A 13,620-nucleotide genomic window follows, 5' to 3' on the forward strand; every position below is an offset into this window, starting at 1 on the left:
TCGTCCGGGGCCTCGGGGATCGGGTCCGTCGGGCAGTCCCGGCATGACCGGGACTGGCGGCTCCTCCTCGCCCGGACGTCTCGAGTCCGGCTCACGAGGAGCGAGCAGATGACCCTGACCGACCAGTCGACGGCACAGTCGCCCGCGATGTCCGTCGCCCGTGCCGGCGCCCGCACCACCGGCGCCCCCGCACCCGCCACGCCACCGCGCAGCAGCATGCAGGTCCGCAAGCGCAGCGGCGACCTCGAACCCGTCGACGTCAACAAGATCGTCCGTGCGGTGGCCCGCTGGAGCGACGACCTGGAGTGGGTGGACCCGCTCCGCGTCGCGACCCGCACGATCAGCGGCCTCTACGACGGTGCGACCAGCGCCGAACTCGACCGGCTCTCCATCCAGACGGCCGCGGAGATGACCGGGGAGGAGCCGGAGTACTCCAAGCTGGCCGGTCGGCTGCTGGCCAACTTCGTCCGCAAGGAGGTCACCGGGCAGGGCATCGCCTCGTTCAGCCAGAGCATCGCGCTGGGCCACGCGGAGGGCCTGATCGGCGACGAGACGGCGGCCTTCGTTGCTCGGCACGCCCGCAAGCTCGACGACGCGGTCGATCCCGAGGCCGACCGACGGTTCGAGTACTTCGGGCTGCGCACCGTCGCCGACCGGTACCTGCTGCGCCACCCCACCACCCGGCTGGTCGTCGAGACCCCGCAGTACTGGCTGCTGCGCGTGGCCTGCGGTTTGTCCCGCACGCCGCAGGAGGCCATCGGTTTCTACCGGCTGATGAGCTCGCTGGCCTACCTGCCCAGCTCGCCGACGCTGTTCAACTCGGGCACGCGGCACACCCAGATGAGCTCCTGCTACCTCGTCGACTCCCCCCGCGACGAGCTCGGCTCGATCTACGAGCGCTACGCCCAGGTCGCGGCGTTGTCGAAGTTCGCCGGCGGTATCGGTATCTCCTGGTCGCGGGTGCGGTCACGGGGTGCGCTCATCCGGGGCACCAACGGGCAGTCCAACGGGATCGTGCCGTGGCTGCGCACGCTCAATGCATCCGTCGCCGCTGTCAACCAGGGCGGTCGGCGCAAGGGCGCGGCCTGCGTCTACCTCGAGCCGTGGCACCCCGACATCGAGGAGTTCCTGGAGTTGCGGGACAACACCGGCGAGGACGCCCGCCGCACCCACGACCTCAACCTGGCCAACTGGATCCCCGACGAGTTCATGCGCCGGGTCGAGGCCGACGAGCCGTGGTCGCTGATCGACCCCGACGAGGTGCCGGAACTGCCCGACCTGTGGGGCGCGGAGTTCGATGCGGCCTACCGGGCCGCGGAGGCCGCCGGCCGGTACGTGCGCCAGGTGCCGGCCCGCGAGCTGTACGGCCGGATGATGCGCACGCTCGCCCAGACCGGGAACGGCTGGATGACGTTCAAGGACGCCGCCAACCGCACGTGCAACCAGACCGGCCGGCCGGGCAACGTCGTGCACCTGTCCAACCTGTGCACCGAGATCATCGAGGTGTCCGGCGACGCCGAGACCGCGGTCTGCAACCTGGGCTCGGTGAACCTGGCCGCCCACCTGGGCGACGGCGGCGTCGACTGGGCGAAGCTGCGTGCCACCGTCTGCACCGCGGTCGACTTCCTCGACCGCGTGATCGACATCAACTACTACCCCAGCGCGCAGGCCGCGGCGAGCAACCCGCGCTGGCGGCCGGTGGGTCTGGGCGTCATGGGCCTGCAGGACGTGTTCTTCGCGCTCCGGCTGCCGTTCGACGGGCCCGAGGCGCGGGAGCTCTCCACCCGCATCGCCGAGGAGATCTACCTGACCGCGCTGGAGACCTCCGCGGCGCTGGCCGCGCGGGACGGCGCCCACCCCGCGTTCCCCGAGACCCGGGCCGCGGGCGGAGCGCTGCAGCCGGACCTCTGGGGCGTGACGCCGACCCAGACCGAGCGGTGGGAGGCGCTGCGGGCCGCCGTCGCCGAGCACGGATTGCGCAACTCGCTGCTCGTCGCCATCGCCCCCACGGCGACGATCGCCTCCATCGCCGGCTGCTACGAGTGCATCGAGCCGCAGGTGTCCAACCTGTTCAAGCGCGAGACGCTGTCCGGCGAGTTCCTCCAGGTCAACGGCGCCCTGGTGGACGAGCTCAAGCGGCTCGGCCGCTGGGACGACGCCACCCGGCAGGCGCTGAAGCGGGCGGAGGGGTCCGTGCAGGGCATCGCCGACCTGCCGGAGGACACCCGCCGGTTGTTCCGCACCGCGTGGGAGCTGCCGCAGAAGGCGCTCATCGACCTGGCCGCCGCCCGCGCGCCGTACGTGGACCAGAGCCAGTCGCTGAACCTGTTCATGGCCAGCCCGACGATCGGGAAGTTGAGCTCGATGTACCGCTACGCCTGGGCCAGCGGGCTGAAGAGCACGTACTACCTGCGGTCCCGGCCGGCGACGCGGATCCAGCAGGCGACGGTGGCGGTCACGGCGACGGAGGACGCCGTCGCCTGCTCGCTGGAGAACCCCGAGAGCTGCGAGGCCTGCCAGTGACCGCCGTCCCGACCGCCGTGCCCACCGCTCAGGAGAACCCGATGCTGCTCGACCCCGGGATGGAGCTGACGCTCCGGCCGATGCGCTACCCGCACTTCTACGACCGCTTTCGCGACGCCATCAAGAACACCTGGACGGTGGAGGAGGTCGACCTGCACTCCGACGTCGCCGACCTCCGCAGGCTCAGCCCCGCGGAGCGGCACCTGGTGAGCAGGCTGGTGGCCTTCTTCGCCACCGGCGACACGATCGTGGCGAACAACCTCGTGCTCAACCTGTACCAGCACGTCAACTCGCCCGAGGGCCGGCTGTACCTGTCCCGGCAGCTGTTCGAGGAGGCGGTGCACGTCCAGTTCTACCTGACCCTCCTCGACACCTATGTTCCCGACGAGGCCGAGCGCCACGAGGCGTTCGCCGCCGTCGAGCGCATCCCGTCGATCAAGCGGAAGGCCGACTTCTGCTTCCGGTGGATCGACTCGCTCGGGGAGCTCGACGAGCTGCGGACGCCGGAGGACCGACGGGCGTTCCTGCTCAACCTGATCTGCTTCGCCGCCTGCATCGAGGGCCTGTTCTTCTACGGCGCCTTCGCCTACGTGTACTTCCTGCGCTCACGTGGGCTGCTCAACGGGCTGGCCAGCGGCACCAACTGGGTGTTCCGGGACGAGTCGATGCACATGGCGTTCGCGTTCGACGTCGTCGACACGGTCCGGCGCGAGGAGCCCGACCTCTGGGACGACGACCTCGCGGCGCAGGTCAGCGAGATGATCGGCGAGGCCGTGGAGTGCGAGGTCCAGTTCGCCGAGGACCTGCTCGGGGGAGGCGTGCCGGGGATGAGCCTCCCCGACATGCGCGCCTACCTCGAACACGTCGCCGACCGGCGATTGGAGCAACTGGGCATCCCGGCCCGCTACGGATCGGCCAACCCGTTCGCCTTCCTGGAGTTGCAGGACGTGCAGGAGCTGTCCAACTTCTTCGAACGGCGGGTCTCGGCCTACCAGGTAGGCGTCAGCGGGCAGGTGTCCTTCGACGACCAGGACTTCTAGGGCACACCACCACCTGTTCCGGGGAACGGCGGCACCGTTCCCCGGAACAGGCCGGCACGCCTACTTCTTCGGCTTCTTCGGCGGGAGGGCGGCCACCTGGGTCCGCGACCGCTCGACCCACGGCGCCGCCTGCTCCGGCGACCAGGTCGCGGGCAGCGTCACGTAGCCGCCCATCGGCCGCTCGGCCGGTCCGAACGGCCCCGCGCCCGGCTGGGCGAGCAGCTCCTCGGCGTCGGCGGCTGCGAGCTTCACGCCGACGTCGCTGCCGAACAGCCCCATGAACATGGTGCCGTTCACGAACGCGCCGAGGTTGCCGAACATCGGCTTCACGACGACGTCGGGCCCGTCGGGCACCAGGGCGGTGAACCGCACGCGGTCGGCCTCGGTCGGCTTCGGCATCTGCACGGGTCCTCCTCAGGGGGCGGGGACGACGCGGTCCAGCCAGGCCAGCAGGTCGGCCTCGACCTCGTCGCGGTTGGTCTCGTTGAACACCTCGTGGCGGGCGCCCTCGTAGGGCCGGAACGTGATGTCGGCCAGCCCCGCCGCCCGGTAGCGGTCGACGAGGGCGTGGGCGAGCGCGAGCTGCCCGTTGACCGGATCGTCCGCGCCGACGGCGACGTACAGCGGGAGGTCGGAGCGGATCGCCCCCATCCGCTCGGTGTCGGCCAGCGGGCGGGCCGCCTCGAACATGGCCCGCACGGCGGGGCCGTCGAGCCCGAAGCCGCAGTGCGGGTCGGCGACGTAGGCGTCGACCTGGGCCGGATCGCGCGAGAGCCAGTCGTAGTCGGTGCGCGCGGGCGCGAACGGTGCGTTGAAGGCCGAGAGGTCCATCGGTGCGTCGAGGTCCATGGCCGGCTCGAGCAGGTCGAGCAGGGCCGTCCCGGTGAGGACGACGGCGTCGACGCGGTCGCTGTGCTCGAGCAGGTACTGCTGGACGGCGAAGGAGCCCATGCTGTGCCCGAGCAGGACGAGTGGCACTCCCGGGTTCTCCTGCCGCGCCCGGGTGGCCAGCAGGTCGATGTCGTCGACGAGGCTCGTCCAGCCCTCGGCGCCGATCGCGCCCAGGGTCTGCTCCCCGGCGGTCGCGCCGTGCCCGCGGTGGTCCTGCGCGTAGACGGTGAACCCGGCGGCGGTGAGCGTCGCGGCGAGGTGGCCGTAGCGCAGGGCGTGCTCGCCCATCCCGTGGGTCAGCTGCACGACGCCGCGCACCGGGCCGCCGGCGTCCCACCGGTAGGCGTGCACCTGCACGCCGTCCCGCCCGAGGACGGTGAAGCGCGCCGTGGGCGGATGCCCGGCCTCCGTCGTGCCCACCGCATCCGTCATGGCCCGCCTCCTCGTCGTCCCCGGCACCGGCGCCGGGCGGTGACCGGACGCTAGTGCACCGGCGGCCCCGGCCGGAGGGCCGACCGAGGCGCCCGCGGCCCCCGATCCCGCTACGCTCCCGCCAGGCCTGGCGGCACCGTGAGGGGGCCCCGATGGAAGCCGGCGCGGACACATTGCAGAAGGCGCTGCAGATCAACCTCGACCTGCGGTGGTACGGCACGATCGCCGAGATCGGGGCCGGGCAGGAGGTCGCCCGCTGGTTCTTCCGCGCCGGCGGCGCGGCGGGCACGGTGGCCAAGTCGATGTCGGCCTACGACATGGCGGTCAGCGACGCGGTCTACGGCAAGTCCGACCGCTACGTGTCCAAGGGCCGGCTGCAGGCCATGCTCGACCGCGAGTTCCAGCTCAACCTCGACCGCCTCTCCGACGAGCGGGGCGACGAGACGGCTTTCTTCGCCTTCGCCGACACCGTGGTGGCGCGTAGTTACAGGGGCGGTAACGAGTGCCACGGCTGGATGGGCGTGAAGTTCCAGTCCCATCCGCGCGACGAGCCCAGCCAGATCGTGCTGCACGTGCGGATGCTCGACGGCGAGGCCGCCCAGCAGCAGGAGGCCCTCGGCGTCGTCGGGGTGAACCTCCTGCACGCCGCCTTCTTCGAGCACCACGAGCCCGAGCGGCTGATCGAGCGGCTGCTCGACCAGCTGACCACCGGCCGCATCGAGATCGACATGGTGGAGCTCAAGGGCATCGAGTTCCGGGCGGTCGACAACCGGCTCATGGCGCTCAAGCTCGTGCAGCTCGGGCTCTCCGGCGCGGCGATGTTCGGGGCCGACCGGCAGGTGCTGCAGCCCAGCGAGGTGCTGCGCAAGAAGGCGATCCTGGTCGAGCGGGGCAGCTTCCGGCCGCCCACGGTCGTGAACCTGGACATGCTGGAGGCGGCCCGGGCCAAGTTCGAGGACGACCCCGCCGTCGCCGGCCGCGAGATCCTGATGCTGACCGAGCTGACGATGGCCAACCTGCGCGCCGGGGGCGACACCGTCGACCGGCGGGACTTCCTGGCCCGCGCGGACCTGCTGTCGGCCTGCGGGATGACCGTGCTGATCTCCGACTTCCTCGCCTACCACCGGCTGGCCGCCTACCTCGCCTGGCGCACCGACGGCCGGATCGGGATGGTCATGGGCGTCCCGAGCCTGCTCTCGCTCTTCGACGAGGCCGACCACGCCGACCTGCCCGGCGGCATCCTGGAGAGCTTCGGCCGGCTGTTCAAGAACCACCTGCGGCTGTTCGTCTACCCGATGCTCCGGAACCGCGAGGTGGTCACGGTCGAGACCGCCTCCGTGGCCGCGGAGCTACAGCCGCTGTACGAATACCTGTCGCGGCGGGGCAGCTTCGTGGGCCTGGACAACTACAAGCCCGACTACCTGCCGATCCTCAGCCGCGACGTGCTCGAGCGGATCCCCACCGACGACGACGGCTGGGAGTCGATGGTGCCCGCCGAGGTGTGCGAGCTGATCAAGAAGCGGGGCTTCTTCGGATACCAGAAGGCCCGCGGTTAGAGCTGGGCGGCGACCAGCGGCTCGAGGGTCAGGTGCGGCTTGTTCTCGCGCAGCACCCGCATGACCCACTTGGTGGTGAACAGCGCCAGGAACTCGCCGTTGCTCCGCTGCACGACCTCGGTGCCGCTCGACGCGGTGATCCCCGCGACCGACTCCGCGTCGGTGCGCATCGCCAGGCTGTAGCCGAGCGGCTCGAGGTGAACGGGCGCCCCGAACTCGTGCTCCATCCGGTGGGTGGCCACCTCGAACTGCATCGGCCCGACGACGGCGAGCACCGGCGCCTGGTCGCCCCGGCGGTCGGAGCGCAGCACCTGGACGACGCCCTCGGAGTCCAGCTGCTCGATGCCGCGGCGGAACTGCTTGTGCTTGGCGGTCTCGCGGCTGCGGACGACGGCGAAGTGCTCCGGCGCGAACGTCGTCAGCGGGGGGTAGGTCACCGGGACGTCGGCGTAGAGCGTGTCGCCCACGCCCAGCGCCGAGGCGTTCACCAGACCGACGACGTCACCGGGGTAGGCGAGGTCGACGCTCTCCCGCTCCCGACCGAACACCTGCTGCGCGTACTTGGTGGCGAACGGGCGCCCGGTGCGGCCATGGGTGACCACCATGCCGCGCTCGAAGACCCCCGAGCAGATCCGGATGTAGGCCAACCGGTCGCGGTGCGCGGCGTCCATGCCCGACTGCACCTTGAACACGAACGCGCTGAACGGGGCGTCGAGGTCTCGGGCGGCGCCGTCGGCGGCCGGTCGCGGCGCCGGCGGCGGTGCGAGGTCCACCAGGGTGTCCAGCAGCGCGCCGACCCCGAAGTTGGAGACCGCCGACGCGAACAGCACCGGCGTGGTGACCCCATCGAGGAAGAGCTCCTGGTCGTGCGCGGCACCGGTCGCGGCCAGCAGGTCGGACTCCTCCACCGCCCGCGTCCACTCCTCGCCCTCGCGGGCCTCGGCGGCGCCCGCGGGGAGCCCCTCCTCGGGCGCGATCGTCGCCCCGCCGGCCGTGCGGGTGAACCGCCGGTACGTGCCGTCGGTGCGGTCGAGCACCCCGCGGAAGTCACCGGCGATGCCCACCGGCCAGGTCAGCGGCGTCGGCGTCAGGCCGGTGCGCTCGCTCACCTCGTCCATGAGCTCGAGGGCGTCCTTGCCGGGCCGGTCCCACTTGTTCACGACGGTGATCACCGGGATGCCGCGGTGGCGGCAGACCGCGAACAGCTTCATGGTCTGGGTCTCGAGGCCCTTGGCCGCGTCGATCAGCATCACCGCCGCGTCGACAGCGGTGAGCACCCGGTAGGTGTCCTCGGAGAAGTCGGCGTGCCCGGGGGTGTCGAGCAGGTTGATCACCGCGTCGCGGTACTCGAACTGCAGGGCCGCCGACGTGATCGAGATGCCGCGGGCCTTCTCCAGGTCCATCCAGTCCGAGACCGTGCCCCGGCGGCCGGCCTTGCCGTGCACCGCGCCGGCGCGGCCGATGACCCGCGCGTGCAGGGCCAGGGCCTCGGTGAGGGTGGACTTTCCGGCGTCGGGGTGGCTGATGACGGCGAACGTGCGCCGCCGCGCCGCCTCGACCCGCGCGCCCCCCGCGACCGTCAGGGGTTCGGCGCTCATGCGTCCACGACGACGGGGATGATCATCGGGCTGCGCCGGTGGGCGCGGTGCGCCCAGCCGCCGACGGTCCGGGCGATCAGCTGCTCGAGCTGCAGCGCCGTCCCGACGCCCTCCTCGGCGGCCCGCGCCAGCGCCTTCTCGATCAGCGGGACGACGTCGTCGAACGTCGTGTCACCGTGGACGAAGCCGCGGGCGAGGAAGTCCGGCTGCTCGACCAGCTGGCCGGTGTCGGCGTCGACGATCGCGACGACGGTGATGACGCCCTCCTCGGCGAGGGTGCGGCGGTCCTTCAGCGAGGCGTCGGTGACGCCGCCGACGTCGGTGCCGTCGACGTACACGTTGCCGGCGGGCACCTTGCCGGTGATCCGCACCCGGCCCTCGACCAGGTCGACGACCACGCCGTCCTCGGCGATGACGACGCCCTTCGGGTGCACGCCGGTGCGGATCGCCAGCTCGGCGTTGGCCTTCAGGTGCCGCCACTCGCCGTGCACCGGCATGACGTTGCGGGGCTGGACGAGGTTGTAGCAGTAGACGAGCTCACCGGCGCTGGCGTGACCGGACACGTGCACCTTGGCGGTGCCCTTGTGCACGACGTTCGCGCCCCACCGGGTGAGCTCGTTGATGACCCGGTAGATCGCGTTCTCGTTGCCGGGGATCAGCGAGCTGGCCAGCAGGACCGTGTCGCCCTCGGTGATGCGGATGACGTGGTCGCGGTTAGCCATGCGGGACAGCGCCGCCATCGGCTCGCCCTGCGAGCCGGTGCAGACCAGGCAGACCTGGTCGGCGGGCAGCTTCTCCAGCACCTTCATGTCGACGACGAGCCCCTGCGGCACGTTCAGGTAGCCGAGCTCCCGGGCGATGCCCATGTTGCGCACCATCGAGCGGCCGACGAAGGCGACCTTGCGGCCGTGCGCGTGGGCGGTGTCGAGCACCTGCTGGATGCGGTGCACGTGGCTGGCGAAGCTGGACACGATGACCCGCTTCGAGGCGTTGCGGAAGACGCTCTCGATGGCCGGCACGAGCTCGCCCTCGGAGACGGTGAACCCGGGCACCTCGGCGTTGGTCGAGTCGGTGAGGAACAGGTCCACGCCCTCCTCGCCGAGCCGGGCGAAGCCGCGCAGGTCGGTGATCCGGCCGTCGAGCGGGAACTGGTCCATCTTGAAGTCGCCGGTGTGCAGCACCAGCCCGGCCGCGGTGCGGATGGCGACGGCCAGCGCGTCGGGGATGGAGTGGTTGACGGCCAGGAACTCCAGGTCGAACGGCCCGTACGTCTGCCGGTCGCCCTCGGCCACCTCGCGGGTGACCGGCTTGATCTTGTGCTCCTTGAGCTTGGCGTCGATGAACGCCAGCGTGAGCCTGGAGCCGATCAGCGGGATGTCGCGGCGCTCCCGCAGGAGATAGGGCACCCCGCCGATGTGGTCCTCGTGGCCGTGGGTGAGCACGATGCCCACGACGTCGTCGATCCGGTCCCGGATGGCGGTGAAGTCGGGCAGGATCACGTCGATCCCCGGCTGGTGCTCCTCGGGGAAGAGGACGCCGCAGTCGACGACCAGGAGCTTGCCGGCGTGCTCGAACACCGTCATGTTCCGGCCGATCTCCCCGAGCCCGCCGAGGGCGACCACCCGCAGCCCACCGGGGGCCAGTGCCGGGGGAGTGCGGAGTTCGGGGTGCGCGCGGCTCATGCCCCCACGCTACGGGCGTGACGCAGAACTCCCGCCGCCGGTCGGCCCTCGCGTGCGTCGTCGGCGCGCCCGCTCCCCACGAACCGGTCCTCGCCGGCGCCGCCGTGCGGTCGCCGGAGCCGCGGTACAGCGCGGCTCTCGACGCCGTACCGCGGCCCTGGCCGCGATGACCGCCAGGACGGAGGAGTGACTGGCCTTGACCAAACTAGTTTGTGATGCAAACCTACTGCCCCTGCACAGCTTCGACACCTGCCGGAGGCAGCCATGGACGCGCACCGACCCGACGACGGCCAGGACCCCGCCGCGCTGCTGAGTGAGATGGAGCAGCTGCGGGTGCGGACGAGGCGGACCGGCCGCACCTGGTGGTTCCCCCTGACGCTCTTCGGCGTCCTGGTACTGGGCGCCTCGCCCCTGTACGTGTCGATCGGTGGTGAGGACACGGAGTGGCCGGGGTCGACGTTCGCGATCCTCGTCGTGCGTTCGTTCGCGGGTCTGCTGACCGCGTACCCGGTGGAGACCGCCTTCTACTGGCTCGCGGCCCTGGCCGTCGGCTTCGTCGGGAGCGGGCTCTGGTACCGCCGGCAGGCCCAGCGGATCGGCCTCCGGCGTCCGGTGCTCGCCTTCGTCCTGGCCGGCCTGCTCACCACGGTCGTCCTCGTGGTGCTCCAGCAGGTTCCGGCGGTGGCCTGGCTGCTGTTCTGGGTGAGCTTCCGCGGCACGCTCGCGATCATCGTCATCGCCGTCTCCCTGCTGGTCCTGGCCTGGCTCGAGCGGAGCTCGGCACTGACGGCGGTGGTGATCGCGTTCCTCGGCGTGACCGCCCTCGTCAGCACCTACAACGTCGAGAACCTCCTGTTCGACGTCGGCGTCCCGTACGGGCAGTGGGCGAACGCGGCCGGGGTGGTCCTCCCCGGCCTGGTGCTGCTCGTCTCCGGCCTGGTCGCCCGCGCGCTGACCGCCCGCCCGAGGGACAGGGTGCCGGCGTGAGCCATCCGACCCGCAGCCTCTCCGAGGTCGTCCACCAGCGTCACCGGCTCGGCATCCTGACCATCGCCGGAGAGGTCGAGCAGGTGGAGTTCCGCTACCTCCGGGAGACCCTGGATCTGACCGCCGGCAACCTCTCCCGTCACCTGACCGTCCTCGAGGACGCGGGCCTGGTCGGCATCGAGAAGGGGTACGAGGGGCGGCGTCCCCGCACGTGGGTGCGGATCACGCCGCAGGGTCGGCAGGCACTGGACGCCGAACTGCGGGCGCTCCGGCAGTTGCTCGACGGCGCCCGGCCCCCGTCGGCTGCCGAGCCCCGGATCAGCGCGCCGGCGCCCTCCCCGGCGGCAGGTCGTCCAGGCCGAGCATCCGGTCGAGCAGCCGGAACCGGTAGGCCGCGGTGAGGACGACGAACCAGACCACCAGCAGCGGGAGCACGGTGGTGAACACCGGCCGGGCGGGGCCGGTCAGGCCGAAGTAGTCCGACAGCGCCGGGACGAACAGCACCGCGGCGAACACCGCGACGAGGACGGCGACGAGCACGGCGGGGCGCCGGTCGCCGGTCGGCCGGGTCCAGGAGGCGAAGACGCGGTGCGGTGGCATGAGGAAGAGAATCAGCACGAACGACGCGAGGGAGACGAACGTCGCCAGCCCGGTCTGGGCCCCGATGGTCGCCGCCGCCTCGGTGAATCCGGCGTCGTCCTCGGAGATCCCGGTGTAGCGCTCGAAGTCCGCGATCAGCGTGGCGGGCAGGTCCGGGTCCGAGAAACCCTTCAGCACCCTGGTGTACAGGGAGGCGTAGACCGCCACGCCACCGGCCGTGGTGATCACCGCCGCCGGGATCACGAACCGTCCGAGGGTGGCCAGCAGCGCGGGGTCGGGCACCGTCGGGCGCGCCCACGCCGTGAGGAACAGCGACGGCACGCCGACGGTGAGCAGTGTCAGGCCCACCTGCGAGGGCGAGTACGGGAACCCCAGCCCCAGCATCGTGATGGCGAGGATGACCAGGCCCTGGGTCGCGACGCGCACCAGGAACACCTGCATCGAGATCGCGATCCCGTTGATGATCCGGCGGCCCTCGCGCTGCGCCGGCAGCAGGGCGGCGAGCGAGTCGTCGGTCAGGACGATGTCGGCGACGTCGCGGGTGACGGCGCTGCCGCTGCGCATCGCCACCCCGACGTGCGCCTGCTTCAGGGCCCGGGCGTCGTTGACTCCGTCGCCGACCATGGCGACGTAGCGGCCCTGGCGGCGCAGGGAGGCGACGATCCGCTCCTTCTGCTCGGGGGTGATCCGGCCGAACACGGTGCTGTCGGCCACGACGTGGTCCAGCTCGGGATCGCTGAGCCCGTCGAGGGTGCTGCCGTGCACCGGCGGGGTCGGGAAGAGCCCGGCCTGGACGGCGAGGGCGGCCACGGTGCCGGGGTCGTCGCCGGAGATCACCTTCACCGCCACCCCCTGGGCGGCCAGTCCCGCGAGGGTCGCGGTCACGTCGGCGCGCAACTCGTCGGCGAGCACGACCAGCGCGACCGGTTCCAGGGCCGGCAGGGCCGGGCGGCCGTCGGCGCCGCGCAGCGGGGCGGCGGGATCGACGGCGCGGGCGTGCAGCAGCACCCGCAGTCCCTCGGCGGTCCACCCGTGCACGTCGTCGGCCAGCGGCGGTCCGGTGAGGTGCGGGGCCAGCGCCTCGGGAGCGCCCAGCACCCAGACCTCGTCGTCGGTGCGCAGCGCGCTCCACCGCAGGGAGGACGAGAACGGGATCTCCTCCCGGACGGTCACCTCCGCCCCGGGCAGGGCTTCCGCCAGTGCGGTGGTCGTCAGGTTGGGCAGACCGGCGCTGTGCGCCATCGACCCCAGCGAGCGCTCCGCCTCGGCCGGGTCGGCGGCGCCGAGCGGGCGCACCTCCACCAGGGTGAGCCGGCCGGTGGTGAGCGTCCCGGTCTTGTCCACGCAGACGACGTCGACGTTGCTGACCGACTCGACCGCGTTGACCCGCTGCACGAGCGCACCCTGCTCGCCGCTCTTGACCGCACCCACCGTGTAGGCCAGCGCCACCAGGAAGAACAGCCCGTAGGGGACCAGCCCCGAGAGCACGGCCGTGGTCTGCACGGTTCGCACCAGGGTCAGGCCCTCGAGGGCGGCCTGCAGCAGGATCGTCACGCTCATCAGGGCGGCGAGGGCCATGACCAGGCGGATGACGAACTGGATCCGGCGCTGCAGCGGCGTCACGTCGGTGGACTCGCGCCGGGCGTCGGCGGTGAGCCGGCTGGCGTAGCTGTCCGCGCCGACCGCCCGCGCCAGCTGGCGGCCCTCGCCGCCGACGCAGAAGCTGCCCGACAGCAGCTCGTCCCCGGGCCCCTTGGCCAGCGCCTCGGACTCGCCGGTGAGCAGCGACTCGTCGACCTCGACCCGGCCGTCGAGGAGCGGCCCGTCGACGACGATCTGCTCGCCGGGCCGCAGCCGCACGACGTCGTCCCGGACGACGCCCTCGGGCAGCACCTCCACGACCTGCCCGTCGCGCTCGACGTGCACCACGCCGCGGGTGAGCAGCTGCAGCCGGTCGAGCTTGCGCTTGGCCCGGATCTCCTGGACGGCGCTCAGCGCGGCGTTGACCAGCCCCAGGCCGACGCTGATGAACGCGTCGTTGTAGCGACCGAGGGCCAGCAGTGCGGCGCCGATGACGAACAGGATCGTGTTGTAGAAGTTGAAGACGTTGGTGCGCAGGATCCGCGCGTAGCTGCGCGACGACCGGCCGCCCGCGACGTTGCCCTGCCCCCTGCGGCGGCGCTCCTCGGCCTCCTGTGCGGTCAGCCCCCGGACGTCGGTGCCGCGCTGGTCCGCACCGGTCACCTGCGCCTCCACAGGGGCAGTCTGTCCCGCGAGTCCCCCGCCCGCCGAACGCCCGGCGCAGCTCACA

Annotated in this window: 11 protein-coding genes; 6 read left to right on the forward strand and 5 right to left on the reverse strand. The window is 72.0% G+C overall.

What is annotated here, in order from left to right; all coding sequences use genetic code 11:
* Window positions 1-108: 108 nt before the first annotated feature.
* Both ABD644_RS14145 and ABD644_RS14150 read left to right on the forward strand, forming a co-directional pair.
* On the forward strand, window positions 109-2,523 hold the full coding sequence (locus tag ABD644_RS14145) for a ribonucleoside-diphosphate reductase subunit alpha (protein WP_344689573.1): 2,415 nt from the start codon (window positions 109-111) through the stop codon (window positions 2,521-2,523).
* Window positions 2,520-3,563, forward strand: a complete 1,044-nt coding sequence (locus tag ABD644_RS14150) for a ribonucleotide-diphosphate reductase subunit beta (protein WP_344689574.1) — start codon at window positions 2,520-2,522, stop codon at window positions 3,561-3,563. Before ABD644_RS14145 ends, ABD644_RS14150 begins: the two co-directional genes overlap by 4 nt.
* Window positions 3,564-3,623: 60 nt before the next feature.
* Here the strand turns inward: ABD644_RS14150 and ABD644_RS14155 are convergent, their stop codons facing one another.
* A complete protein-coding gene (locus ABD644_RS14155) occupies window positions 3,624-3,962 on the reverse strand; it encodes a TfoX/Sxy family protein (protein WP_344689733.1) in 339 nt (112 codons plus the stop codon).
* Window positions 3,963-3,977: 15 nt separating this feature from the next.
* Complete coding sequence (locus ABD644_RS14160; protein ID WP_344689575.1) at window positions 3,978-4,886, reverse strand: alpha/beta hydrolase; 909 nt, start codon at window positions 4,884-4,886, stop codon at window positions 3,978-3,980.
* Window positions 4,887-5,038: 152 nt separating this feature from the next.
* On the opposite strand from ABD644_RS14160, the gene ABD644_RS14165 reads away from it, so the two are divergent.
* On the forward strand, window positions 5,039-6,442 hold the full coding sequence (locus ABD644_RS14165; protein WP_344689576.1) for a TonB-dependent receptor: 1,404 nt from the start codon (window positions 5,039-5,041) through the stop codon (window positions 6,440-6,442).
* Here the strand turns inward: ABD644_RS14165 and ABD644_RS14170 are convergent.
* Together ABD644_RS14170 and ABD644_RS14175 are read right to left on the reverse strand one after the other, a co-directional pair.
* Window positions 6,439-8,040 (reverse strand): peptide chain release factor 3, encoded by a 1,602-nt coding sequence (locus ABD644_RS14170; RefSeq protein WP_344689577.1) that lies wholly within the window; start codon window positions 8,038-8,040, stop codon window positions 6,439-6,441. The two genes, ABD644_RS14165 and ABD644_RS14170, sit on opposite strands and share 4 nt — an antisense overlap.
* Window positions 8,037-9,722, reverse strand: coding sequence for a ribonuclease J (locus tag ABD644_RS14175; protein WP_344689578.1), 1,686 nt, complete (start codon window positions 9,720-9,722; stop codon window positions 8,037-8,039). Before ABD644_RS14175 ends, ABD644_RS14170 begins: the two co-directional genes overlap by 4 nt.
* Before the next feature lie 17 nt (window positions 9,723-9,739).
* Here ABD644_RS14175 and ABD644_RS14180 point away from each other — a divergent pair, with 17 nt between their 5' ends.
* The 3 genes from ABD644_RS14180 (at window position 9,740) to ABD644_RS14190 (ending at window position 11,110) form a co-directional block, all read left to right on the forward strand.
* Window positions 9,740-9,892, forward strand: coding sequence for a hypothetical protein (locus ABD644_RS14180; RefSeq protein WP_344689579.1), 153 nt, complete (start codon window positions 9,740-9,742; stop codon window positions 9,890-9,892).
* Between the two features lie 94 nt (window positions 9,893-9,986).
* Window positions 9,987-10,709 carry a hypothetical protein gene (locus tag ABD644_RS14185; protein ID WP_344689580.1) on the forward strand — a complete coding sequence of 241 codons (723 nt, stop codon included), beginning with the start codon at window positions 9,987-9,989 and terminating at the stop codon, window positions 10,707-10,709.
* Window positions 10,706-11,110 (forward strand): winged helix-turn-helix domain-containing protein, encoded by a 405-nt coding sequence (locus ABD644_RS14190; RefSeq protein ID WP_344689581.1) that lies wholly within the window; start codon window positions 10,706-10,708, stop codon window positions 11,108-11,110. The genes ABD644_RS14185 and ABD644_RS14190 overlap by 4 nt, the downstream gene beginning before the upstream one ends.
* On the opposite strand, the gene ABD644_RS14195 is transcribed toward ABD644_RS14190, so the two are convergent.
* Window positions 11,028-13,553, reverse strand: coding sequence for an HAD-IC family P-type ATPase (locus ABD644_RS14195; protein WP_344689582.1), 2,526 nt, complete (start codon window positions 13,551-13,553; stop codon window positions 11,028-11,030). The two genes, ABD644_RS14190 and ABD644_RS14195, sit on opposite strands and share 83 nt — an antisense overlap.
* Between the last annotated feature and the right edge of the window lie 67 nt (window positions 13,554-13,620).

This window comes from Blastococcus jejuensis (assembly GCF_039534705.1).
In the GTDB taxonomy this organism is placed as follows: Bacteria; Actinomycetota; Actinomycetes; order Mycobacteriales; family Geodermatophilaceae; genus Blastococcus_B; species Blastococcus_B jejuensis.

Excerpts from the sequence above, each read along its gene's own strand:
- ABD644_RS14175 (WP_344689578.1), bottom strand. The coding sequence starts at position 9,722 with ATGAGCCGCGCGCACCCCGAACTCCGCACTCCCCCGGCACTGGCCCCC.
- ABD644_RS14160 (WP_344689575.1), bottom strand. The coding sequence starts at position 4,886 with ATGACGGATGCGGTGGGCACGACGGAGGCCGGGCATCCGCCCACGGCG.
- ABD644_RS14145 (WP_344689573.1), top strand. The coding sequence starts at position 109 with ATGACCCTGACCGACCAGTCGACGGCACAGTCGCCCGCGATGTCCGTC.
- ABD644_RS14170 (WP_344689577.1), bottom strand. The coding sequence starts at position 8,040 with ATGAGCGCCGAACCCCTGACGGTCGCGGGGGGCGCGCGGGTCGAGGCG.
- ABD644_RS14165 (WP_344689576.1), top strand. The coding sequence starts at position 5,039 with ATGGAAGCCGGCGCGGACACATTGCAGAAGGCGCTGCAGATCAACCTC.
- ABD644_RS14185 (WP_344689580.1), top strand. The coding sequence starts at position 9,987 with ATGGACGCGCACCGACCCGACGACGGCCAGGACCCCGCCGCGCTGCTG.
- ABD644_RS14155 (WP_344689733.1), bottom strand. The coding sequence starts at position 3,962 with ATGCCGAAGCCGACCGAGGCCGACCGCGTGCGGTTCACCGCCCTGGTG.